General features: G+C 60.0%; 20 protein-coding genes and 1 tRNA gene. 13 read left to right on the forward strand and 8 right to left on the reverse strand.

The genetic code is table 11. The features are described 5' to 3' along the window. Positions 1 to 5 precede the first annotated feature (5 nt). The 5 genes from FDQ92_RS14480 to lpxK all read right to left on the reverse strand — a co-directional run bounded on the left by FDQ92_RS14480 (position 6) and on the right by lpxK (position 8378). The gene (locus tag FDQ92_RS14480) at positions 6 to 2936 is read right to left on the reverse strand and encodes an Hsp70 family protein (protein WP_137425552.1); all 2931 of its coding nucleotides are present in this window, start codon (positions 2934 to 2936) and stop codon (positions 6 to 8) included. Positions 2937 to 2952: 16 nt separating this feature from the next. Then, positions 2953 to 4830 carry an Hsp70 family protein gene (locus FDQ92_RS14485; protein WP_137425553.1) on the reverse strand — a complete coding sequence of 626 codons (1878 nt, stop codon included), beginning with the start codon at positions 4828 to 4830 and terminating at the stop codon, positions 2953 to 2955. 45 nt (positions 4831 to 4875) lie between these two features. Next, a complete protein-coding gene (locus tag FDQ92_RS14490) occupies positions 4876 to 5673 on the reverse strand; it encodes a DUF2760 domain-containing protein (protein WP_170180394.1) in 798 nt (265 codons plus the stop codon). A 219-nt stretch (positions 5674 to 5892) separates the two neighbouring features. Next, positions 5893 to 7188 (reverse strand): DUF401 family protein, encoded by a 1296-nt coding sequence (locus FDQ92_RS14495; RefSeq protein WP_137425555.1) that lies wholly within the window; start codon positions 7186 to 7188, stop codon positions 5893 to 5895. A 62-nt stretch (positions 7189 to 7250) separates the two neighbouring features. Beyond that, complete coding sequence (lpxK, locus tag FDQ92_RS14500) at positions 7251 to 8378, reverse strand: tetraacyldisaccharide 4'-kinase (protein WP_170180395.1); 1128 nt, start codon at positions 8376 to 8378, stop codon at positions 7251 to 7253. Positions 8379 to 8769: 391 nt separating this feature from the next. Here lpxK and FDQ92_RS14505 point away from each other — a divergent pair, with 391 nt between their 5' ends. From FDQ92_RS14505 to FDQ92_RS14515, 3 genes are all read left to right on the forward strand, one after another. Then, complete coding sequence (locus FDQ92_RS14505; protein ID WP_137425557.1) at positions 8770 to 8970, forward strand: cold-shock protein; 201 nt, start codon at positions 8770 to 8772, stop codon at positions 8968 to 8970. 1017 nt (positions 8971 to 9987) lie between these two features. Beyond that, a complete protein-coding gene (locus FDQ92_RS14510) occupies positions 9988 to 10461 on the forward strand; it encodes a ferritin-like domain-containing protein (protein ID WP_137425558.1) in 474 nt (157 codons plus the stop codon). Between the two features lie 138 nt (positions 10462 to 10599). Next, on the forward strand, positions 10600 to 10872 hold the full coding sequence (locus tag FDQ92_RS14515) for an FmdB family zinc ribbon protein (RefSeq protein ID WP_137425559.1): 273 nt from the start codon (positions 10600 to 10602) through the stop codon (positions 10870 to 10872). A gap of 103 nt (positions 10873 to 10975) precedes the next feature. Here the strand turns inward: FDQ92_RS14515 and FDQ92_RS14520 are convergent, their stop codons facing one another. The 3 genes from FDQ92_RS14520 to FDQ92_RS14530 all read right to left on the reverse strand — a co-directional run bounded on the left by FDQ92_RS14520 (position 10976) and on the right by FDQ92_RS14530 (position 16145). Beyond that, complete coding sequence (locus tag FDQ92_RS14520; RefSeq protein ID WP_137425560.1) at positions 10976 to 11251, reverse strand: (2Fe-2S) ferredoxin domain-containing protein; 276 nt, start codon at positions 11249 to 11251, stop codon at positions 10976 to 10978. Then, a complete protein-coding gene (gene fdhF / locus FDQ92_RS14525; RefSeq protein ID WP_211341300.1) occupies positions 11245 to 14088 on the reverse strand; it encodes a formate dehydrogenase subunit alpha in 2844 nt (947 codons plus the stop codon). Before fdhF ends, FDQ92_RS14520 begins: the two co-directional genes overlap by 7 nt. 95 nt (positions 14089 to 14183) lie before the next feature. Further along, entirely contained in the window at positions 14184 to 16145 is a 1962-nt protein-coding gene (locus FDQ92_RS14530; protein ID WP_246042005.1) for an FAD-dependent oxidoreductase, read from the reverse strand. Positions 16146 to 16583: 438 nt separating this feature from the next. On the opposite strand from FDQ92_RS14530, the gene FDQ92_RS14535 reads away from it, so the two are divergent. The 10 genes from FDQ92_RS14535 (at position 16584) to FDQ92_RS14580 (ending at position 23728) form a co-directional block, all read left to right on the forward strand. Further along, positions 16584 to 17345, forward strand: a complete 762-nt coding sequence (locus FDQ92_RS14535) for an alpha/beta hydrolase family protein (protein ID WP_137425562.1) — start codon at positions 16584 to 16586, stop codon at positions 17343 to 17345. A gap of 564 nt (positions 17346 to 17909) precedes the next feature. Next, a tRNA-Ala gene (locus FDQ92_RS14540) sits at positions 17910 to 17985 on the forward strand. 210 nt (positions 17986 to 18195) lie between these two features. Continuing rightward, positions 18196 to 18366 carry an Arm DNA-binding domain-containing protein gene (locus FDQ92_RS15565; protein WP_211341301.1) on the forward strand — a complete coding sequence of 57 codons (171 nt, stop codon included), beginning with the start codon at positions 18196 to 18198 and terminating at the stop codon, positions 18364 to 18366. Positions 18367 to 18516: 150 nt separating this feature from the next. Next, positions 18517 to 18831: an LSm family protein gene (locus FDQ92_RS14550; protein WP_137425563.1), complete on the forward strand. Its 315-nt coding sequence runs from the start codon at positions 18517 to 18519 to the stop codon at positions 18829 to 18831. Positions 18832 to 19204: 373 nt separating this feature from the next. Beyond that, on the forward strand, positions 19205 to 19552 hold the full coding sequence (locus FDQ92_RS14555; protein ID WP_137425564.1) for a hypothetical protein: 348 nt from the start codon (positions 19205 to 19207) through the stop codon (positions 19550 to 19552). Between the two features lie 446 nt (positions 19553 to 19998). Then, on the forward strand, positions 19999 to 20490 hold the full coding sequence (locus FDQ92_RS14560) for a Spy/CpxP family protein refolding chaperone (protein ID WP_137425565.1): 492 nt from the start codon (positions 19999 to 20001) through the stop codon (positions 20488 to 20490). A gap of 478 nt (positions 20491 to 20968) precedes the next feature. Beyond that, a complete protein-coding gene (locus tag FDQ92_RS14565) occupies positions 20969 to 21409 on the forward strand; it encodes a CoA-binding protein (protein ID WP_137425566.1) in 441 nt (146 codons plus the stop codon). Beyond that, positions 21406 to 22239, forward strand: a complete 834-nt coding sequence (locus FDQ92_RS14570; protein ID WP_211341302.1) for an LbetaH domain-containing protein — start codon at positions 21406 to 21408, stop codon at positions 22237 to 22239. The genes FDQ92_RS14565 and FDQ92_RS14570 overlap by 4 nt, the downstream gene beginning before the upstream one ends. 8 nt (positions 22240 to 22247) lie before the next feature. Further along, the gene (locus FDQ92_RS14575) at positions 22248 to 22823 is read left to right on the forward strand and encodes a class I SAM-dependent methyltransferase (RefSeq protein WP_137425568.1); all 576 of its coding nucleotides are present in this window, start codon (positions 22248 to 22250) and stop codon (positions 22821 to 22823) included. Next, positions 22820 to 23728: a radical SAM protein gene (locus FDQ92_RS14580; protein ID WP_137425569.1), complete on the forward strand. Its 909-nt coding sequence runs from the start codon at positions 22820 to 22822 to the stop codon at positions 23726 to 23728. Before FDQ92_RS14575 ends, FDQ92_RS14580 begins: the two co-directional genes overlap by 4 nt. The last annotated feature ends 580 nt before the right edge of the window (positions 23729 to 24308 follow it).

The following is a 24308-nucleotide window of genomic DNA, read 5'->3' on the forward strand; positions in this document are numbered from 1 at the left end:
CGGGATCAGGACGGTTGCTCCCGGCCGGCGGCCTCGGGGACTTTCGCCTCCTGCCTCCGGTCCTCCGAGCGGATTCTCAACCCCACCGGGAGCGATTCACCGAAGATCCAATTCCATTCGGAGGCGTCGAGGGAGTGTGAGGGATCGTTGAGCAGGGCCAGTAAGCGGGCACTCCCCGATGGGAGTTTTTCCAGCCGAGCGGCCAGCACGTTTCGATCGTTTTCGGAAACGTCCCGGGCGCGGTCTCCGGTGAGCCGCACCATGTGGATGAGCGCGTGCGCCGCCTGCTCGTCGGGTTCGGGGTGCGCTTCCAGGAATCGCCGCATCCACGCCGCAGCCTCCCGTGCGGGGACCACCCGGTCCAGTGGGCCGTAGACAGGGACTCGGGAACCGATCCGGCTGAGGGTCCAGAGTTCCTGCGGACGCGGCTTTCTGGCCGCGAGCCGCTCAATCATGGCACGGCCCAGGACGGTCTTGGCATCCACCGGCAGCCGTTCAAAGCTTGCCAGCATCATCCAGACTTCCAGCTCTTCCTGGGGGCTCACCTTGAGTCCCGGCTTCCTCCCCGCTCGCCTAGCCTTTCCTTCCGGAGGCAGCACCGACGGAGCCACCTGCTGGTATATGTGCCATTGCTGGCCGGCCGTCAGTCCACCGGAAACGCGACGCCAGAAAATCCACCATTCGTTCCGGCACTGGAGGTTCCTGTGGAACTTCACGCCTTGGGGATAGAGCTTCCACACCTCTCTCATCCGCCATTCGTCCAGCGGGTCGCCGAAACCCGGGCGCAGGCAGTAGCCCAGGATGTTCAGCCAGCGGGCTTCGTGCTGCGGCGTGAGAGCGCGCTGATCGCGGCATTCGAGCAGGCTGTCCGCGAGTTTCCGGATGAGGGACGTGGGCCATTTTTCCTTGGGAAGATCGAGAATGGAGACCAGGGTTTTGAGCAGTCCTTCCGGGCGGGATCCAACGGCTCCCGCCTTTGACGGGCGGAAGGTTTCCAGGACGGCCCTGCGGGCCGCGTCGATGAGGGACACGTCAAGCGTTTCGCCCGGCTGCGGCTCCACGGAATCGGCCTGCCGGCGCACATCGAACTGGAGCTCCCAGCGGTGAGGGCTCCGCAGCGACTGGCACCATAGTTCCAGGGTTCCGATTTCGTTCAGCCGCACGCCGATCCGAACGGGAAGGGTCTGAGCCTCACCCTTCCTGCCATATTTGAGAACCGTGCGGATGGGCGGCAGCACGGTGATTTCCTCCTCCGCCGGTTCCGTTACTTCGCCCTGGCGGTCGCCGAGCCGCGTGCTGGAACTGAAGAGCTGAAAGGCCGCCGGCTGATTGGCGAGGACTTCGAAGACGGGAGATTCCAGTTCGCTTTCGTAGCCTTCTTCGGTTCCCCGCGGCACCAGGCACACCGCCTTTCGGTCACCGGCGCCTTCGGATTCGGAAGCCTCAGCCGATGCCACAGCCACATAATACGCCCGGGGACTTCCGGCTCCCACTCGGACCCCTTCGCCCAGCCGCACCAGCCCGTAATAGGCGGCCCCCAGGCTCACCGCCAGATCCGGATGCGGGTTGGAAAGCTCCTCGGGGAGCCAATCCGCTCCCGCTTCCTTGCGGAACCAGGATCCCACCGTTTCCCGGAGGCGCCGCCGGATCCGGCCTGGAATCAGAGCACCGCCGTTGAAGAGAACGAAGTCGGGAAAAAGGACGCTTCTGCCCGTCTCCCGCCGCACCAGGTCCAGGTGCTTTCTCCAGAAGGCCGCCAGATGATGCGTCACCGCCGGATCCTGGACATAAGGAAGCCCCCACTCGGTGATGCCGGTTCGACGACCTCCCTTGGGACGAATGTCCGGCGGGCAGTAAGGGAAAAAACCCTCGAGGATCCATTCTTCCACTTCCTCGACCGTAAGGGTCCCCTTGAGGGTCCCGGCGATGAGTTTCCCGCCGACTCCCATGACGGTCACGTCCATGGACTTGGTAGAGGTTTCCGCGGTAATGAGCGTCTCCTTGGCCCTGCGGCACTGGTGACACAGCTGGTGCCACCGCCTGGCATCGAGGGATCCGGGTTTTCCCAGAAGGCGCATTTCGAGCCGGCGCGCCACGGTGAGGTCCATGTTGTCGCCGCCGAGCATGAGGTGGTCGCCGACCGCCAGTCGATCGAAGCGCAGGCCCTTCTCGCCGGAACGTACCGTCACCAAGGTGAAGTCCGTGGTGCCTCCTCCCACGTCGCAGACCAGGATCAACTGGCCCGCCGTCATCTGCGACCGCCAGGTGCCTTCGTTTCGGGAAAGCCAGTCGTAGAAGGCGGCCAGAGGTTCTTCGAGAAGGATGACCCTTGGCAGGCCGGCTTTCCGAGCCGCCTCCACGGTGAGTTCCCGGGCCACTTCATCGAAGGAGGCCGGAACGGTGAGGAGCACCAGCTGGTTTTCCAGGAAGGCCTCTTCATCGCCCCCGGCCATGACATGGTTCCAGGCTTCCCGGATGTGCTGCAGGTAGCGGCAAGCCGCCTCCACGGGCGACACCCTGGGCACGTCGTCCCCCGCGCCCCAAGGCAGGATGGGCGCAGTCCGGTCGACGCCCCCGTGGCAGAGCCACGACTTGGCGGAAGAAACCAGGCGGCCGGGAACCAGCGCCCCTTGTTCCCGAGCGAATTCACCCACCACGTAATCGCGATCCGGATCCCAGGGGAGTGCGGCGGCGCCTTCCGGCAGATCGTAGGCCCCGGGAAGATACAGGAAGGATGGAAGGATCGTTCGACGCTTCACCTCGCCGGGATTCACCAGCTGCGGGACTTCAAACACGCGGAGCCTTCGCCTCGCCCCTTCCGTCGCTTCACCTTTCAGCGAGGCGTAGGCTACGGCCGAATTGGTGGTTCCCAGGTCGATGCCCACCACGTAACGGTGCAGAGGAAAATCACCCCCGTTTCCACCTCTTGTCGTCATGACGCGTTCACCCAGATTATGATTCAGATTCCCTCAGGTTGAATTCGAGCTTCCACCGCCGTTCGTCTTCTCGCGAGACGCACCAGATTTCCAGGGTTCCCACCTCGGTGAAGGCGCTTTCCAGCCAGACCGGGATGACGGTCCCGCCGGCGTCCTCGGACGATATCGGAAGGTGAGTTTCCATGCTCACCACTTCGTCGATTTCTCCGGACCAGTCTTCCACCACGTCCCCCGGCCGGTCTTCCTTTCGGGAACCGGAAGCGAGCAGCGGAAACACGGCGTCTTCCCCGACCACCAGGCCGAATTCCTTCTCGCGGATCACCTCCCGCGTGCCCTCTTCCATGCCGAACGGCACGACGCACAACGCCTTGATGGGGGTCGGGACTCCGGGAACAGTCGGCATGGCGGATTCGATCCCTATGTAGAAACTCCGCGGAGCCCCCGCGCGGATTCGAACGCCATGCCCGTGACGGGCCAGCCCGTAAGCGGCGGCGCCCCGGGCCACCGCAAGGTCCAGATCGGGAGATTCCAGACGGCGGAGCGGTTCCCCGCCGCGCCACCGGGAAAGGAGGGTCACGACACGTTCCCGAACGATTTCGGGCTTCATCACACCCCCGTTGAAAAGCACGCCCGTCGGGCACGCCTCCCCGGGTTTTTCTCCGGAACCCTGCCGCGACAGAAACCGGGCCAGGTGCCGGGTCACCGCCGGGTCCGATTCGTAGGGCAACCCCATTTCGCGGACCCCGACCTTGGGCCGGCTTTGAGGAAAGTCGTCCGGGCCGCAAAGCGGGAAGAAACCTTCCAGAAGGATGCGGGTCGCTTCCTCACGGGTCAGTTCCGTTCGCAACGTGCCGCCGATCAACGACGAGCCTCGCCCCAGCACCACGATGGGTTCCGTCTCCCGGTTCGGGTCCGTGAGGAGCCGTTCCTTGGCGGTACGGCAGGCATGCCACAGCCCTCGGAACTGCCAGCCGTCCAGGCGAACGCCTCTTTCGCCCAACTTCGCCTGAAGGGCGTAGGCCAGGGTGAGGTCCATGTTGTCGCCGCCCAGAAGAATGTGATCGCCCACGGCCACGCGCCGGAGAACCATCTCCCCGTGTTCTTCTTCCACCCGGATCAGGCTGAAGTCCGTCGTGCCGCCGCCGAGGTCGCAAACCAGCACGCAATCGCCGACTGATACGTTTTTTCGCCAGCGGTCGCCCTGCGATTCGATCCAGGCATAAAAAGCGGCCTGGGGTTCTTCCAACAGGGTCAGGCGTTCCAGCCCGGCGGCCTCGGCTGCTTTCACCGTGAGTTCCCGGGCCACCGCATCGAAGCTTGCGGGAACGGTCAGGAAGATTTCCTGAATTTCCAGGCGGGCCGAGTCGTCTTCCTTCGCATGAGTGTAGTTCCATGCATCGCGGAGGTGCCGCAGGTAGCAAGCGGTGGCTTCCAACGGAGACACGCGGCGCGCCTCGGCCGGACTGTCCCACGGGAGGATGGGTTTAAGGCGATCCACCCCGCTGTGGCACAACCACGACTTGGCGGAAGAAACCAGGCGGTTTGGAATCTCCGCCCCCCGCTTCCGGGCGAAGTCACCGACGGCGTAGTCGATCCCTTTGTTCCAGGGCAGGGCAAGCCCGCCCTCTGGGACGTCGTGGGGCCCGGGGAGGAACAGGAAGGATGGAAGAAGCGGCTGAGAGGCGACTTCCCCCGGAGCCGTAAGCTGCGGGACGGGAAAAATGCGGATTTGCGGCTCATCCCACTGGTTTCGAGGAACAGGGGCATAAGCCAGGACGCAATGGGTGGTTCCCAAGTCGACTCCGACCACGTATTTCGGCTGAATCACAATGACTCCTAACTTGACCACCGGAGCGCGCCGGGCCGCCCGGAAGCGTTCCCGCCGTCGGCCCATCGCCGCAGCCCCGGAGCGTTCTCCTTGCGGCTCATACGCGATCCGTCAATCGGTCGCCCCAACCTCCACCTCGGCCGGCGCGACGATTCTTTCCTTCTCCACGTGCGCTGTGATCTGGGGCAGCCGGAGCCGCCTCACCCGCCAGCCCCGGTGCCGGAGAATCCCCTGAAACGGAGGATCCCCCGTCACATTGCCGGTCAGGCGAACAGCCGCCGCATCGAAACCCTGAGACACGGTCACCGAGGCCCCTTCTTCATCCTTGAAAATGGGCTCCAGTTCCACGGTTTCCCCCAGGGCCGACCGGCACCCTTCGTGGATGCTTCGCACGGCGGCGCCGATCTGCGCATCTTCGTAAAGGGAAAGATCTTCGTTCAGGAAATCGATCAGACGCCCCTCACGCTGAAAGACGGACAACATCAGAACGGCTCCTACGGACTTTGGATCCACATCCGCGGGAAGGGAATCCGCGGCCTTCATTTCCGCAGGTTCCGATTTCTTCAGGGATTTTTCCGGCGCCACGGCGGATTCGAGCCCTTTGCCCGCCTGGCGCCGCGCAATCCCCTGGGCGACGATCCAGAGGAGGAACGTGGCTGCACCGCCCACACCGAAAACAGCCGGCGCCAGGTAACGTTCCAGCAGGGTGGTGTACGCCTTCAGATTCTCGAGCCCGCTTCGCACCTGTTGGGGAAGTTCAGGACCTTCAGCGGAGATCAGCGGTTCCACCCACGCGTTGACTGTGGTGAGCACTTCCCGGCCGGCCAGGAAGAAGGCGGCCAGAAGCGCGCCGTTGAAAACCAGGCAGACCAGCACCAATTGAAATGAGATCCTCCCCTTGTTTGTCATTCCCATCACTCCTCAAGCTTCGGTTCATACGCAGAAATCCGTCCGAAAGATCAAGGCCGTAAAGTAATCCAATCTCCCCCGTCGAACAAGGGACGAGTCTCGACGGGAGCGAGTCAAAGGTCCGGCGCGGCGGCCGCCGCCCGCGTGCTCGCAACCCCCGCGGAACGGCCCGGTCCGCCGGCGAGGGAGGGGACGGATGCGGGAGGAACTGCCGGGGGGTCAGAAAAGAGCCTGCAGCAGGAAAAAATAGGCACACCCGGACGCGAGGAGAATTCCGCAGGGAGCCACCAGGTGACGGTAAACGTAGCCCAGGGCGGTTTCAAAATACTCGTTGGACAGAAGGAGGCACAGGTGCAGAGGCGAAAGGAGCACCCCGACAAACCCGCTGACCAGCCCCAGCATCATGTAGGCCAGCATGTGCTGGCTTTCGCCGAAGGACTGAATGAGCGAAATCAGGATGGGAAAGGTGGTTCCCACGAACCCGATTGTGATTCCAACCACGCTTCCCACCAGGAACGGCAGAATGACCGTGACGGGCATGAGCGGGATGCCGACCAGGAGCAATTCGTCGCTGATCGCGCCCACCGCTTCGCTGTCTTCGAGCACGCCCTTGAAAATCATGATGGAGGCCACCATGTAAAACATTTGAAGCAACTGCCTGCGCTTTAGAACGTCCCAGCACTGGGAATGCGACAGGCCGTTGGCGCGCCACACCCAGAGGATCCCCGCGACGAGAGCTGCGATGAGGCCCAATTCCTTGTCCACACCGGTGCCGCCGCTTCCGAGAACCAGGGAAACGGCCGAACCCATCCCCAGTCCTCCGCCGATCACGATGAGGATGGGGGCCAGTTCCTTGAGAAACGGTTTAAGAGACGGCGCTGGTTCACGAGCATCCGCTTCCGGGGCCGTAGCCCCGTTGTTCAGGGTTCTGAGGGGCAGATAGCCGCTGAACAAGGCCACCAGCGTCAAGGGAAAGAGAAACGCTACGAACAGCCAGAGGTGCAGGTCCGCCAGCGCCGTGGTGAGGAGCACTCCGGGGTAAAGGGGCCACCAGTATTCCCAGATGTGGCGGAACCAGTAGTTGATGTAACTCAGCTGATCGCCGCTGAGGCGCAGGCGCTTCCCCAGGGTCTTCACCATGGGCGCGGAAAAGATGGCTCCGCCCGGCATGGGAAGAAGCCCGATGAGGGCAGGAAAGACCACCAGGTTGATCCTGGGGCGGTGGATCAACCCTTGAAAACGCGCCAGCAGGCGCTCCATCTGCCCGGCCGCTTCCAGGCTGTGGCTGAGCACCAAGATGAGACACACCACGCCGCTTAGAGACATCGTTTTGGCTTCGACCAGGGAAGACAGAGTGGAGAGGGCGATCCCCTTGGGGTTCATGCCGAACAGGAGCCCCAGCAGAACCGCTCCCGAAATGAAAGCGTTTCCAAGGGAAAACCGCCGGCGGATAGCGATGAGGATCACCACGAAAACCACGAGGACACGGATGATGGCGGGTACGCTTTCAAGCACCGGGCCGGCTCCTGGGCGAGAGGGCGATTCCTCCCTTCAACGGGAACGGTCGAGATTTCGGGTCACCTGAAACAAAGCGGACGACCAGGCCGCGACGCCCGAAACTTCGCCGCCATGAATGCCATAAAGCGGTTCTCATCCGGTCCCAGGTCCGTTTCCAGTTCCACCGAGATCAAGGCGGGCATCAGAGCCGGGGGGGCTCGGACCAGGTCCTTTTCGGTGGTTATCAGGTACGATGCACCGGATTTGCGCGCCAGAGAGAAGATCCGCCCCCAATCCCGCGGCCGAAACCGGTGATGGTCCGGAAACACCAGGGTGGCGCAAACCCATATCCCCAGGGATTTCAGTGTATTAAAGAACCGTTCCGGCCGGGCGATGCCGCAGAAGGCGAGCACCCTTTTCCCCTCCAGGGCGTTCGGCGGGAACCGTGTGCCCATGAAACCCTGGCGAAAGGCACGGACTCGGCGCCGAAAGCGGAAAATCGGGGCCATCGGAAAGGCAACCGGATCCGCGGGAAAACCGCCGTCATCGTTTCCCGACACCTCACCGCCGCTTCCATCGTCCGAAAGGACGAAAGCGTCGGCCCGGCCCAGATGCTCGACGGGTTCGCGCAGCGGCCCGACGGGAAGCAGCCGGCCGTTTCCGAAGGGGTTTTTTCCATCGAGAAGCACCAGGTCCACGTCGCGTTCCAGGCTCAGGTGCTGGAACCCGTCGTCCAGGATGATGACTTCCGCTCCGTCACAACGGATGGCCGCTTCCCCGGTTTTCCACCGGGCGCTCCCGACCCAAACGGAAACTCCGGGAAGCGCGGCGGCGAGAAGAACCGGTTCATCACCGTAGCGATCGGCGAAGCCCGAGCCTTCCAACGACGGCGCAACCCTTGCGACCGCCGACGCCGAACGGCCGTAGCCGCGGCTCAATACGGCGGTCCTGCAGCCGCCGGCACTGAGTCTGCGGGCCAGCCACAGGCAAAACGGCGTTTTCCCCGTGCCGCCGACCGTTATGTTTCCCACGCTGATCACAAAGGCGTTCAGCCGGTGGCGGGACGCTCTGAGGTGCGCCTGGTGGCGGCGAAGCATCTCCAGGTAACCGCGCTCCGTCAGGCGAAGGCACGCCTCCGCCGGCTCGGCAAGCCGCCCGTCCTTTCTATACCAGCGCTTCTCGAACCATCCGCCAACGATCTTTTTCATGGCCGCCTTTCTTAACACAAAACGTCCGAGTCCGCCACCGATGAACAAATTTTCGCAAGCTATAAAAAAAACATTGCAATCTTTCGCGACAAGGCATAGGGTCAAGTGAATTATGTAACAGTACAGCGGCACGATAATATGGCAGGGCGCGTGTTTGCACAAATAAGCACAGGGGCGTTTTTCGGACTGAGCCGAAGAACGCCTTTTTTTTGCCATCGGTGAATGTGCTGCCCGTTGCGCCGCGGGGCGTTTTTTGAACGTGCGTTCATGGCCGAGCCGCCGAATGCCTCGGGAAGTGTCCGCCGTCTCCACGGGACGGGGGAAGGGCCCGCAGGCCGGATCGGGCGACGCGGTGGACGCGGTGCAATCCATGGAAAGGAGGAAAGAGGGTATGGCGGAAGGCCGAGTGAAATGGTTCAATGACAAGAAGGGCTACGGTTTCATCGAAACGGAAAACGGGGATGACGTGTTCGTCCATTACAGCGCCATCGAAGGAAGCGGATTCCGTTCCCTGACCGAAGGCGAAAAGGTGAGCTTCGAAGTGGAACAGACGTCCAAGGGGCCTCAGGCCGTCAACGTGAAACGCTTCTGAATTTTCCCGCTGGAGACCATTGCTCTTCTGTTCATCCCGCTTCATTCCCTGTCCTTCCCTGTAGGAACCGGGGATCCGCATCATTGTGGGAGGCCCGCCCTCGGGCCGATGGGGCGGGGCATTGGGCTGTGTGCATCAAGCTAAGCGCATGACGCCTCAATCAGGCGGTCAACAACCTCGGAGCGCGGGCGTCCCGCCCGCAACTCTTAGTACAGGTCGACTTAATAAAGTGCCCGCTATGCAGCAGTCTTCAGTGGGTGAACATAAGCCATGATCTTTGCTACAGAGAAGGAATGAGCGTTTCCCCTCGTTCCCAAGCTCCGGCTTGGGAACGGCCTCATGGGAATCGAAGCTGGAGCTTCTGCACAGTTGTGTTCCCAAGCTGAAGCTTGGGAACAAAGTGGAAATTCTATTTCCCCTCCCCTTGTGGGAGGGGATTAAGGGGAGGGGGGAGAGGGGGACTTTTTGATCTTCGTTAACTTTTGCCCTCGTTCGCAAGCTCTGACTTGGGAACGGCCTCATGGGAATCGAAGCTGGAGCTTCTGCACAGTTGTGTTCCCAAGCTGAAGCTTGGGAACAAAGTGGAAATTCTATTTCCCCTCCCCTTGTGGGAGGGGATTAAGGGGAGGGGGGAGAGGGGGACTTTTTGATCTTCGTTAACTTTTGCCCTCGTTCCCAAGCTCCGGCTTGGGAACGGCCTCATGGGAATCGAAGCTGGAGCTTCTGCACAGTTGTGTTCCCAAGCTGAAGCTTGGGGACAAAGTGGAAAGCGCCCGCGCTCCCAAGTCCACTGCAGGAGAGACGCCTGTGCTCCCAGGGCCGAACTCTTCGTGGCCGCTACCTTAGCTCGATGCATATGGGGCATTAACGAACCTCATCAGGGTCCGACTTCCATGAGCTTGTTTTTGGACAAGCCCTAATGTATTTCAGGGCTTCACCCCCGCAAATGATCGATGCCAGATCCAACGGTCTCGGAGTCGAGGAGGTTATCGATGTGTTCGTGAAAGGAGGGCGCCGATGTTTTCCTTTGCAGAAGTGCTGGATATGGCCATTCGGCTGGAGAAAAACGGGGAGCGCTATTACCGCAACGCCGTGGAGCAGCTTCAGAATCCCGAGCTGTGCCATGTGCTGCTCCGGCTCGCGGAAGACGAGGTGGAGCATCGCGACTGGTTCATGGAACTGAAGCAGGCCCATTTCGAGGCCACGGGCCCTCCCGATCCCTTGGAAATCGAGGCAGGAGAGTTGCTCCAAGGTATCGTGGGCAGCCAGACCTTTTCCCTTGACGAAGTGGACCCGAGGGAATTCGATACCCCCGAAGGGATCCTTTTGGCGGCCGTGGGATTCGAAAAAGACACCATCCTCTTCTACGAGTTTCTTCAAAGCTTCGTCACCGACCCCGAAACTCTTGAGAACTTGAGAATGATCATCGAAGAAGAAAACGAGCACGTGAAGATCCTGGAGGAGCAGCTGCAGGAATACGTGGCGCCGTGATTAGGCCGCGGAAGCAGGGGAGGGCGGCGGTCCGTAAGAGCGATAAAAATCTTGACAGAAGCGACACCCACCTTATAGTTTTGGTGGATCCCAGCTCGTCCCCCCAAAGAATCGTGCCGCGCCAAGGAGGATTACGCTATGCCTATTTACGAGTACGAATGCTCAAAGTGTGGAAAGGTTACCGAAGCGATGCAGCGTTTTTCGGACCCGCCTCTCACCGAATGCAGCCATTGCGGAGGCCCGCTTCGAAGGATGATTTCCATGAGCACTTTCCACCTGAAAGGTTCCGGTTGGTACGTGACGGATTATTCCGGGAAGAACCAGAGTGTTTGCTCGGCCGGTGGGGAGCAGCAGAAGGGCTCCGAGAAAAAGACCGAGGCATCTTCTTCCGAATCCAAAGAATCCAAGTAGGCGATTCGCGTAGCATACGCACTTGATGGAACGCCTGGGTTTCGGATACGGAAAGGGCGGGAAGGTTTCCCGCCGTTTTCGTAGCGAGCGAGGGAACCGCCGCTCAGTCGGGCCGCTTCCCCGAATCTTCCGGCCGTATCCGCGGCAGGATTTCGTTCAGAAAGAAGTCTCGGGCGTCCTGGGGAGAAAGGCCCCGGAACACCCGCTCTCCCACCCGCACCGTAGTACTCAGAAAGCACGGGTCGGAACAGTGCATGCCGGTCAAGGCCACGTTCCCCTCGAGGCCGTGTTGCCGGATTTCCTGTTCGAAGACCGAAACGATTTCGGCCGACCCCTTTTCATGACAGCTTTGGCCTACGCAGATCGATACCGTCAGCATCCTTCCACCTCCACGGCCGCTTCTCCAGCGTCCTCCTGCGCTTCGAGCTTCTCGACGCGAACGGCGCAAACCTTGAACTCGGGAATCTTGCTCACGGGATCCAGCGCGTCATTGGTAAGCAGGTTGATGGGCACCTCGGAAAAATGAAACGTGCCGAAAACCATGCCCGGCGCCGAACGTTCCGTGACACAAACCCTTGCCTTCACTTCGCCCCGGCGGGAAATCACCCGCACCCAGTCGCCTTCATGAACGCCCAGGCGTTGCGCGTCCGCTGGGTTCATTTGGATGCGTTCTTCGGGCGCGATGAGGCTCAAACCCCGGGACCGCCGGGTCATGGTGCCCGTGTGGTAGTGGTATCGGATGCGGCCGGTGCTGAGATAGAAGGGGTATTCGCGGTCGGGGAGCTCCGCCGCTTCCCGGTAGTGGATCGCATGGAACTTCCCGCGCCCCCTTGAAAAGCGGTCCTTGTGCAGGAAGGGGGTGCCCGGGTGATGCCGCGTGGGACAGGGCCACTGAATCCCTTCGGATTCGAGCCGCCGGTAGGTGAGGCCGCCGTAGATGGGCGTGACTGAAGCGATCTCGTCGAAGATCTCGGAGGGGTCCTTGTAGTCCCAATAACCGCGGTTGATGAACCGATACACCACGCCTTCCTCGGCGGCCGCCGACGGTACCGGGCCCGAAAGCCTTTCGCTCAACCGCTTGGCCAGATCACAGAAAATCTTCCAGTCCGCCCGAGCCCGGCCCGGCGGGTCGATGGCCTTGCGCACCCGCTGGACACGTCGTTCCGTGTTGGTGAATGTCCCGTCCTTTTCCGCAAAGGAAGCCGCCGGGAGGACCACGTCGGCCAGCGCGGCCGTTTCCGTGAAGAAGATGTCCTGAACCACCAGGAAATCCAGCGATTCTAAGGCCTTCCGCACATGAGCGACATTGGCGTCGCTGAGCGCCGGGTTTTCCCCCACGACGTACATGGCGCGGATGCGACTTTGCAGGGCGGCTGGAAACATTTCGGTCACGGTAAGCCCCACCCGGTTCGAAAGCCGCACCCCGGTGGCCCAGGCCTGCTGAAAGCGGGCGAGCGCCTCCTCGTCGATGACGCTCTGGTAGCCGGGCAACACGTCGGGCAGGGCCCCCATATCACAGGCCCCCTGGACGTTGTTCTGGCCGCGAAGGGGATTCAACCCGGTGCCTTCGCGGCCCACGTTGCCGCAAATCATGGCCAGGTTGGCGAGCGCTTTCACGTTGTCGGTGCCGTGGGTGTGCTGGGTGATGCCCATGGCATAAAGGATCATGGCCCGGGGCGCTCGAGCGTACAGCCGCGCCGCCCGCCGGAGTTCTTCGGCCGGGATGCCCGTGATCCGTTCCATGGCTTCCGGCGTATCGCCCCGGACCGCCTCTCTCAGTTCTTCGAAGCCCTCGGTGCGCTCGTCCACGAAGGTTCGGTCCCAGAGCCCTTCCTCCAGGATAACGTGGATCATACCGTTGATCCAAGCGACGTCCGTTCCCGGGCGGGGCCGGAGCCAGATGTTGGCGAAGCTCACCATGACCACCTGCCGGGGATCCACGACGATCAGCTTGGCGCGGCGCCGGTCCACGGCGCGCTTGACCATGCGGCCGATGATGGGATGCGCTTCCGAGGTGTCGCTTCCGGTGATGAAAATCAGGTCGGTATCTTCGATTTCCGAAATGGAATTGGTCATCGCGCCACTTCCGAAGGCTGCGGCCAGACCGGCCACGGTGGAACTGTGTCAGAGGCGGGCGCAGTGGTCGATGTTGTTTGTCCCGAGAACCCCCCGGATGAGTTTCTGAAACAGGTAATTGTCCTCGTTGGTGGCCCGGGCGGAACTGAGCGCTCCCAGGGCGTCCGGGCCATGGGCGTTTCGGATTTCGGACAGCCGATCGGCCACGAGATCCAGCGCCGTATCCCAGCTGACCTCTTCCCAGTAGCCGTTCCGGCGGATCATGGGGTGTTTCAGCCGGTCCGGATGGTTGATGAACTCATAGCCGAAGCGGCCCTTGGAGCAGAGCGCTCCCCGGTTCACTCCGCCGTCGAAGGGCGTCACGCCGGTCACGCGATCCCCCACCACGTTCAGTTCCAGCTGGCAGCCGCAACCGCAATACGTGCAGGTCGTGCGGACCTTTCGCGTCTCCCACGCCTTGCCGCGCCGTCTTCCGAACGCTTCCGTCAGAGCGTTCACTGGGCAGACCGCCATGCATTCGCCGCAGGAAACGCATTCGGGCTTGACGTTGTAGACCTGTTCCACAGGCGCGATGCGGGCCAAAGCTCCCCGGCCTTTGAAGTTGATGGCCCCCACTTCGCTGATTTCCACGCACGCCTGAACACAGCGCCCGCACAGGATGCAGCGCCGCCAATGGTAGCGGATGAGGGGCGTTGCATACTCCTCGGACTCCTGCTCCACGGGCCGAATGTTGTATGTATGCAAATCGGTGTGATTGATGTCGTATTCGTGGGCGAGATCCTGCAGCTGGCAGTTTCCGTTGATTTCGCAGGCCGCGCAATTCATGGGATGCTTCAGCAAGATGAGCTTCAGCGTTTCACGGCGCAGCCGCTCGAGCGCCGCCGAACGGGTCCGAACCGACATGCCTTTCGTCACGCGCGTGGTGCAGGCTGCAACCGGTGTCGGCGTCCCATCCACTTCCACAATGCACATGCGGCAGGATCCCAGCGGTTTCAGCTTGGGATGGTAGCACAGCGTCGGTATCCGGATGCCGTTTTCCCGAGCCACATCGAGAATGGTTCGACCCTCCTGGGCCATGTAGATCTTGCCATCGATTTCAACGGGCACACGTTTCAATTCGGATTTGGCGTTCAGCGTCATGTCCTTCACTCGTTTTCTGGTCCGCAATCACATCAGCAGGTGTCGGAGTTTGAAAGAAGCGCGGGAGAGGTCGGCGGAGTCTCCTCGCGCGCGGCTCACTTTTCCGTCGCAACAAGCAGAATCCGGTAGCAGCGTAGACAGCGATCGGCTTCCATGAGCGCGTCTTCCGGCGAAAATCCCATTTCCACCTCTTCGAAGTCGTCCACCCGTTCTTCCACGGTGCGTGTCGGGACGGCCACCCGGTGTTCGCCCCGTCCCAGGCGGTCCACCACGTCCTCGTCCACGGCCGAAACCGCCCGAAGCACCCGGCTCATCCGTTCCTCTTCCGTGAGCTCCACCCGACCTTCCCTCAAATACTGGTCAATGGAATGGCTCACGCGAAACCCGGCGGCCATGGCTTCGATGAGGGTCGCCGGCCCCGAAACGCAGTCGCCTCCGGCGAACACCCATTCCACCGAAGTCTGAAGCGTTTCCGGGTCGGTGGCGATGGTGTTCCAGCGGGTGAGTTTCAGGTCGCAGGGCCCGGTAAGGCAGGAGGTATCCATGCGCTGGCCGATGGCGGGGATCACCATGTCGCAGCCGATCACGAATTCGGAACCTTCCACCGGCACGGGACGGCTCCGGCCCGATTTGTCGGGTTCGCCCGGTTCCATGCGAAGGCATTCCACACCGACCACCCGGCCGCCCTCCACCAGCAGCCGGATGGGATTGGCCAGGAAATGATAGCGCACCCCCTCCTCTTCGGCTTCATGAATTTCCACCTTGTCAGCCGGCATCTCTTCGCGGGTCCGCCGGTAAATCAGGTGGACTTCGTCCGCTCCCAGCCGTAGGGACGATCGGGCGCAGTCCATGGCCACGTTGCCGCCGCCCACCACCACCACCCGGCGCCCCATCTCGATGGGTTCGTTCCGGTTGATGGCTTTCAGGAATTCAATCCCGGGATAATAACCCTTCGGCTCCGCCTCCTCACCCTGGATTCCCAACTTGGTCCCCAGCTGGCAACCGATGGCTACAAACACGGCTTCGAACCCTCGAGTCTTCAAATCATCCAGAGTAAAATCCCGGCCGAGCCTTTGGTTGTAATGGATGATCCCACCCATTTCCTGAACGATCTGGGCTTCGGTCCGAAGCACCTGGCGCGGCAGCCGGTAATCCGGAATGCCCACGGCGGCCATGCCCCCGGGTTCGTCGAGCGCTTCGAAGATTTCCACACGGTAGCCTTTCCGGAGCAGGTGATAGGCGGCCGTGATGCCCGCAGGGCCCGAGCCGATGATGGCCACCTTTCTGGCATCGGAGGAAACGACGGGGAGCCGGGTTTCCCTCTTTTTCACCGCGGCGTCCATTTCCAGATCGGAAACGAACCGCTTGAGGTGCTTGATATCGACCGGGTCGTCCAGCTTGCCCCGCCGACACGCGAATTCACAAAACCGGACGCACACCCGCCCGCACACCGACGCCAGCGGGTTCTTTTCCTGGATGATGGAAAGCGATTCCCTGTACCGGCCCGCCCGAATGAAGTCGATGTAAGCGGGAATGTCCAGCCGTTCCGGGCAGGCCTCGATGCAAGGGGCCGTCACCTTGGTGTGATAGGTCCAGCGCGGATGACGCCGTCCCGTAGCGATGCTTTCGCGAAACAGGTCCTCGTATTGCTCCAAGGCGTGGAGCAGCGCGTTCATGGCGGTGTGGCCCAGTTCGCACATGGAACCCTTCCGGACCAGTTCCCCGATTCGGACCAGGGTTTCGAAATCGTCCTCCGAACCCTTGCCTTCCGCAATCCGAGTCAAGATGTCCGCGGCTACTCGAGTGCCCATGCGGCAGGGAACGCACTTCCCGCACGATTCCCTCTGAACCACTTCCAGGTAGGCCCGCGTCATGTCGATGATGTCCGCCCGTTCGTCAAACACGAAAAACCCGTCCCAGCCCATGACGGCAAGGATCTTGTTCCCCGGTTCGAACTCCTCGATATCCTTGAGCGACGCCAGCGCCGGGTTGCTTTCCAGGGGCTCCGCGTCGTGGTGATAAACTTTGTTGTCCCAAACGCCGAAAACCGATGTCATCAACCTTCTTCTCCATCAACGATGAACGTTTCGAGCCATGCATTCGAGCGCGCGGCCTTGCGGGTCAACCTCGACGGGCCTAACTGTCACAAAATAGTCGAAGGTGTCAATGAAGGAAAAACCCGTCGCCGCCCGAGTCGCAGTGAGCTTGGGTGGACGGTGGGGACCGATTCCTTCAGGGCTGCCTTTCAAACCGGAATCGTTTACTATTTAACACGGAAGGAACTTCAAGGGATCGAAACGGTATGCTGGGTTTCCGTGCGATGATAGGAGGTGGTTTTCCATGTCTCGTCGCGGACGATTTGGAAAGTACGGCGATTTCAAACGCAAACAGCTCATCCGAAAAATGCGGCTTACCCCTGAAGGAAGGCTTCCAGGCACGAGGAAGTCCAAGGGCGAACCTGCCGATGCTCGCCGGCGGCTCACGAGGGGATGACCATGCAGTTCCGGAAGATCTCTTTCAGTAACCCGCGCGGCGAACGACTCGACGCCCGGCTGGACTTTCCAGATCCGGACCCGCCCGCGGCCTACGCCGTGTTCGCCCATTGCTTCACCTGTACCAAAGACTACAACGTGGTCTACCATATCTCCAAAGTCCTGGCGGAAAGCGGGATCGCGGTTCTCCGGTTCGATTTCACGGGCCTTGGTGAAAGCGAAGGCGATTTCGCTCGAACCACCTTTTCCAGCAACGTGGACGACCTGAAGGCCGCCGCCGATTTCTTGGAAAAGAACCACGACGCCCCGAAGCTCCTGATCGGGCATTCGCTGGGTGGTGCGGCGGCGCTCCTGGCGGCGGCTCGGATTTCCGCCGTCACCGCCGTCGCCACCATCGCCGCCCCGGCTCAGACCTCCACCATGTTGCGCCTCTTCGAAGGCGTTCGGGAACAGATCCTGCGGGAAGGCGAAGCCGAGATCAAGGTGGCCGGCCGCCCGTTCCGAATCGGAAAGTCTTTCCTCGAAGACCTGGAAAGGAACGAATTGCCGCAGGCCGTCCGGTCTTTGGGGAAGGCCCTCATGGTCTTTCATTCGCCCGAAGACCGTGTGGTGCCGTTTCGGAACGCTGAAGAAATCTTCGCCGCGGCCGCACAGCCCAAGAGCTTCGTGAGTGTCCCAGGGGCCGATCACCTGCTTTCGAACCGCCGAGACGGGACCTACGTGGGCGGGATCCTGGCCGCATGGGCTTCACGGTACGTGAAGTGACGGGGACTCCACCCCGACGCCCCGCCGAATGAACGGATTCGCCGCCTGCTGAACCTGCCACAGCAGGGTCAGAAGGGTTTCCAGTCCGGCCTTTTCCTCACGGATCAGGATCTACTCCGATGTGGGGTGGGAAGAGCAACCGGAGACGAACAGACAGTCCGCAGGATGACGAACACGATTCGGCTTTCCCCTCGTTCCCAAGCTACGGCTTGGGAACGGCCTGCCGGGAAGCTCCAGCTTCCCTCCTGCTACAGCTGAAACGCGCAGTCTTACTAGGGAGCCAGCCGGGATATCGAAGTGGTCTTTGTGATGGATTTTGCAGCGGGTTCGCATGGGTCACGGCCTCATGTGAATCGAAGCTGGAGCTTCTGCACCGTTGTGTTCCCAAGCTGGAGCTTGGGAACAAGGTGGATGGTGGGGCTGTACTAGGCCGTCCACCTTGAGGCCGGCGCTTGAAACGAGCGCACGGCCTTTTTGGTTTGAGGGCGGTTTGCGAACTTTGGGATCTTCCCGGGTCCTGCTTGACAGCGACCCGGAAAGGATGTATATGTCGCAGGAAAAATCGGGGATGTAGCTCAGCTGGGAGAGCGCAGCCTTCGCAAGGCTGAGGCCACGGGTTCGAATCCCGTCATCTCCACCACAATGATATTCAACCGCGTCTGATGCGGTAGAGAAAGCTGCGAAAATAAAGACGTTTTTGGGGCTTTTTAGTTTCCTTTCGTCTTGACAAGTCTGTTGATATCCAAGGTATTTGGGGGGTATTTTTGAGCGCATCCAGCGCGGGGTTGAAACCAATGCCCCCATATTCGAGTCAGCTAACCGAAAACACTGAAAAAACCTGAAGTGCTACATGGCTTTGAGCGACACCAAAACCCGCAACGCCAGGGCTGGGGCGGCGTCCTATCGCCTGTTCGACGGCGGCGCCTTGTACCTGGAGGTTAGCCCCGCCGGCGGCAAGCTGTGGCGCTTCAAGTACCGTTTCAACGGTAAGCACAAAACCTCGAAAAGAGCAACGCCATGAGAAGAGTGGTTCAGACCTTTATAATTCTGATTGTCTTCTTACTTGATGGAGTTTCCCCGCTCTATCAACACTGGTCTCGCCCAAGACTCTTGCCGAAAACTTGACTAGGGTGTAAGAGCGACTTTGAAGCCGCTGAGGGGGTCGCCGGCAATGACTGGTTCAAAAGGGAACACGCGGAAAAGCACACCCTACGTGATTCGTAAGAAATCGGCGGAAGCCAAACCGCCGGTTCAAAGCAAGCCGGCAGTTGAAAGCAAGCCGGCTGAAAGCAAATCACAGCGTCCGCGAAACATCGAACCTGATCAATCGCTTGAAGGGAAGAATATACGCCTGTGGCTGATGCCGTCAGGCAAGGCTGTGGATGGAGTGATGGAAAGGGTTGCTGTCTATACGGTGGTCCTACGGCAAGGCACAGGTCCGCAGGTCGTTTATAAACACGCGATAGAACGCATAGAAGAAGCGTGAACGGTCATGTATCGTTTTTTTTCTTTCAAGCACTTACAGAGGCTTCGGAAATTGCTGCTTTTCAGTCCACTTCATTTGCTTTCAAAAACAGCGCCTTTTCAAGCGGCACAAAGAATTGCTGATACGGTTCCGGTTCCGTAACTGGTATATAATTCCTCCCAGATTCCGGACAGCATGTTAAGCTTATTTTGAGGTTTCGAATCAAGTGGATTTTTCATGCAGGAAGACGAGATCTGCACCCAGCGGCTTAAGACAAGATTTGACAAACCTTCCATCGAGGAAAGGATTAGGAAAATCAGTACAGAAAACAATATTGAACAGTCAACAGTTGCTTCTTTGCTGATAGAGTATAAAATTTAGTATAAGGCTCAGAATGATGGAATGCATTAATAAGAGTAAAGCAAATCGGTTTGGAACATTGCTCATAATCATTGGGGCCTTCATTCCTTCAGTATTATATCCTCTGTCATCTTTATCAAATTCAGCGACCTTAACAAAAGCTGCGTTTGCCATGAAGGGCGTATCTTACAACCCAAGCATACGAGATCTTGAAATAGTACTTATGGAAGGAGAGTGGAAAAAGGATAGCATAAATCCTGGTGGGCATTATGAAGGTAGGATTGCTATTCCATACAGATATACTCTCGCATTTGGAATACTGATTGCCTTTATCGGAGTTGGTATTGTTTTATTTCACGAGGATAAAAAGGAACCTGGTTGATTGTATAACAACGGTTCGGCACCCAGGGGGGTAGGGGGGGGCGCCAAGTACAAGATGCTTCAACGGTCCGCCGCTGGGCTTCGACCGCCGCAGTAGGTATACCGCAGTGCGCTTACTTGACCGCCAAGGCAGATTGATTGCGCGCTCAGGTTTAGGCCCAGAGGAAGAAAATTCAGACATTTTCAACCGAGCAGCCAACTCAATACGAGTCCACATGAAAGCCCTCATGGAGCTCGAGATCCATGGCGGTTTCCAGTTTTTCATAAATTATGACTAAGGTGACACCAAATTTACACCCATCCGGGTTAAACATTTCGGCAAACAAAGCGAATACTCGGCGTGAAGAAAGGAGGTGACGGAAGGGAAGCAACGTGAACCCTGTCCCAGGTGTTTCGCCGGCACCGGCGACGGGATGGACGCAAACCTGACAAAATAAGGAGAACACAATGAAACGGTATGGTTCATGGATTGGCGGTTTCATGGTCACGGCTTTGATGGTGGGCGCGCTCCTTGCCAGCGACGCTACGGCTTTCGGCCCTCAAGGGCACGGTTACGAGGGCTTTGGGCCCGGCCCGGGGCTCTTCCACGGAATGGAAAAAATCCTGGAACTGAAACTCACTGTCGAACAGCAGGAAAAGATCTCGAATATCATCACCGCTTACCGGCCGGAATTTCGGCAGGCTTTCAAGGCTTATCGGGAAGCCCGGAAGGAGATGAAAACCGTCATGGCTCGGGACACCTTTGATGAGGCGGCCGTTCGAGCGGCCCACCAGGCCGTGGCGTCGGCCGCAGAAGAACTGGCGGTCCTGAGAGCCCGAATGCGCCATGAACTGGCCTCCGTTCTTACCAAGGAACAGCGTGAAAAGATGCAAAGCTGGCACGAGGAAGACGAAGGAGATGAGAACGGAAGTGGCCACGAAGGAGACGAAAATTCTTGATAGCGTTCTAAATTGGAGACCTTAAGCAAAAAGGTTAACGAAGGTCAAAAAATCCCTCTGTCCCCCTCCCCTTAATCCCCTCCCACAAGGGGAGGGGAAATAGAATTTAGCATCAAATATTAGGTCTATTATTTTCTACGCTGCCAAATTCTTGATGAGGCGGCCGTCCGATTGTTCAAAGCCCTGATCCTGCGGGGGAGTGGGCAACAACCGCCCCGCTTGAAGGTCCTGGAACGGTGACGTTGGTGGCTCGAGGCGCGAAAAGCGCCTCCGCCCCTCCTGCGGGGTTGAAGGGGTGGGTGAACTTCAGTAAGATTGTTTTGAGGCGGTAAGGATCTGCCGGACCGCACGTAGTCGGCCGCTCGAGGAGTTTTCGGCCTGCTCCGGCCGAAATCGCTCCGGAACGGAAACGATGTGGGGCGCCTCGAATGAGGAGGGGAACCCATGACGATGTGGTTTTACGACAAGGAGAACCCTGATGGAATGTCAGATCCCGGAAAAGAACGCGGACGACAGCGAAGTGCTGGAAATCCTCAAACAAGCCAGGACCATCGCCGTGGTGGGGGTTTCACACAAGGAAGATCGGGACAGTCACAACGTCGCGAAATACCTGAAGGAACACGGTTACAAGATGATCCCCGTTAACCCGAAGTACAAGGAAGTGCTGGGAGAGCCCTGTTATCCCAATCTGGCGGCGGTTCCGGAGCGGATCGACATCGTGGATATTTTCCGGAATATCGAAGCGATTCCCGGGATTGTGGACGAAGCGATCGCAGCGGGCGCCGGTTGTGTCTGGATGCAGCTGGGGCTGGCTCACAACGAAGCCGCCGACAAGGCCCGGCGGGCGGGGCTCAATGTCGTGATGAGCAAGTGCGCCAAGGTGGAACACCAACGGTTTAAAAAAGAAGGATGCCTGTGAAGACGGGCGAGGGACGGGATGGGACGTTGACGGCGCCTGCGGAGTTCTTCTTCGAGCTGGAAGGGGTCCGGCACGGAGAGCTTCTGGTTGGGCGCGATCCCGTGTGGGACATCCTGAAGTCCTTGGGGCCGTACCTGGAAGATCTTCTGTCGACTCCGCTGCCACGCTTCTTTCGACCCGGTGAACCCCTGAAACGGACGGTGCTTCTCTGGGACGGTGACCTTTACGAGAACGGGTTCGAAATTCTCGGCGGCGACGCCACCAAGGGTTCGTTTAAGGTCGTGGTTTCCGGGCGGGAAACGACCGAGGCTACGGTTCTTTTTGCGGGTTGCGTCTTGTGGGACGACCGGGTGAAGCTGGGCCGTGGCACGGTGGTCGAACCCGGGGCACTCATCAAAGGACCGACGGTTGTGGGGGACCGCACGGAAATCCGCCAGGGTGCGTACGTTCGGGGAAAGTGCCTCATCGGCGACCGCTGCGTGGTGGGCCACACCACGGAGGTCAAGTCGAGCATCCTCCTGGACGGGGCCAAGGCCGGGCATTTCGCCTACATCGGGGACAGTATCCTGGGGCGCGACGTCAATCTGGGCGCTGGAACCAAGCTCGCCAACCTCAAGATGACGGGGTCCACGGTGCGGGTCCGTATCGGAGAAGAACAGATCGATACGGGACTTCGCAAGCTGGGGGCCGTCATCGGGGACCGGACGGAGATCGGGTGCAACGCAGTGACCAATCCCGGGGTGCTGCTCGGAATGGATTGCCTGGTTTCACCCCTCGTATCCGTTCCCGCCGGCTTTTATTTCGAAAGGAGTTTCCTCGGAAACAGTTGATTTTCTCTGTGGACCGAAGAACCTCGTTTCACCGGATCGCCGCCCGCTTTGAAAGACGATACCGGTCGCTCCAGGAGACACACGGAGCCCCCTACCGGCTGACCGCGAAGGGCGCGTGGGCCGCTTCCACCGCGGAAGCCGTCTACTCCTTTTTTGAAGCGCTCCCCCTGGACCGTTACCGGCTTTTCTTGGATGCGGGAAGCGGCGACGGCATCGTCATCTGCATCGCGGGGCTTTTCACCCGGGCGATCGGCATAGAAATCGACCCCGATCTCTGTCGTACGGCGCAACACCTCGCCGGGGAACTGGATCTTTCGGGGCGGGTCGATTTTGCCTGCGGTGATTTCTTGCGATTTCCCATCCGAAAAGCCGATTGCCTTTACGTCTACCCGGACAAGCCCCTCGACGCGCTGGCCGACTGCCTTGAAGGATGGCGGGGAGACCTCCTGGTCTACGGCCCTCACTTCCCGCTTCGAGGCTTCAAGGCGGTGCTTACGCTGTCTCATGAAAAAGAGCGCCTGACCGTCTATCGCTCCTTGTGCGAAGCCTCTTCATGCCGGGCGCAAGACGGCGGAACATCATGAATCCAGTCTCCCTGAAATCCTACCGATCCTGCCGGTTGTGCCCGTGGGAATGCGGAGTGGACCGTGCCGCGGGAGAGCTCGGGCGGTGTGAAGCTCCCGCCACTGTCAAGATCGCGGACTACATGCCTCATTTCGGCGAAGAAGCCTGCCTCGTGGGCGACACGGGCTCCGGCGCCGTCTTCTTTTCTCACTGCACGCTCCGGTGCCTTTTCTGCCAGACATGGGAGATGAGCTGGAAGGGGGAAGGGACGGAGGTCGACCTGGAAAGACTATCGGACTGTTTCCTGTGGCTTGAAGCCGAAGGCTGCGTGAACCTCAACCTCATCACGCCGACCCATTACCTCCCGCACATTCTCCAGGCCCTGGAACGCGCCCGGAAGGCCGGGTTTTCGCTGCCGGTGGTCTACAATACCAGCAGCTTCGAACGCGTGGAAATCCTGAAGGCCGTCCAGGGCGTGGTGGACATTTACCTGGCCGACTTCAAATTCTGGGAACCCGAGACGGCGAAGAAGCTCTGCGGCAGCCCGGATTACCCGGAAACGGCCCGGCGCGCTCTGGTCGAGATGCACCGGCAGGTGGGAGACCTGCAGACGGACGACCGCGGCCTGGCTCGCAGAGGCGTGCTGCTCCGGCACCTGGTGCTTCCCGGACACCTCGGCGAAACGTTCGCGATTCTGGATTGGGTGGCCGAAACACTGTCCACCGAAACATATCTCAACATCATGGGACACTTCCGGCCGTGCCACCTGGCAAGAACCGTCCCGACCCTCGCTCGAACACTCAGCCGTTCGGAATACGAGGCCGCGAAGCGGCACGCGTGGGCAAAGGGCTTGCACCGCATCGACACCACCCACGAGCGTCTCTACGAAATCCTCTGGAGTCCCGAACCTTCCGGTGAAGGCTAGAACGTGCTGCAAGCGTCCCTTTTGTTGAGGGACGGGGGATTTGAGTTTCCCACCTTGTTCCCAAGCTCCAGCTTGGGAACACAAGTGTACAGAAGCTCCAGCTTCGGTTCCCATGAGGCCGCAACCCACATGACGCAGAAGAAGATGGACTGGCTGCTGCATCAACCAACCTATCATATAAGGCCGGGCACAAGAAAGACAGCGCATTTCAGGTGTGGCAGGAGGGAAGCTGGAGCTTCCTCCCGGGCAGGCCGTTCCCAAGCCAGAGCTTGGGAACGAGGGGAAAAGTCCGCCTCTCCCCCTCCCCTTAATCCCCTCCCACAAGGGGAGGGGAAATAGAATTTCCACCTTGTTCCCAAGCTCCAGCTTGGGAACACAACTGTGCAGAAGCTCCAGCTTCGGTTCCCATGAGGCCGCAACCCACTTGTTGAGGGACGGGGGATTTTAGTTTCTGTGGCACTCGGTTAGCACTTGAAGGCGGCGTAGGTTCTGCCTTATTATGGCGGGGATTTAAGCCGGTAAAGCGGCTTTTCGAGGTATCGGCATGTTCCAGGGGCGTGTGCGCCCGTTTCCGTTTCTC

The sequence above is a fragment of the Desulfoglaeba alkanexedens ALDC genome (genome assembly GCF_005377625.1).
Lineage (GTDB): Bacteria > Desulfobacterota > Syntrophobacteria > Syntrophobacterales > DSM-9756 > Desulfoglaeba > Desulfoglaeba alkanexedens.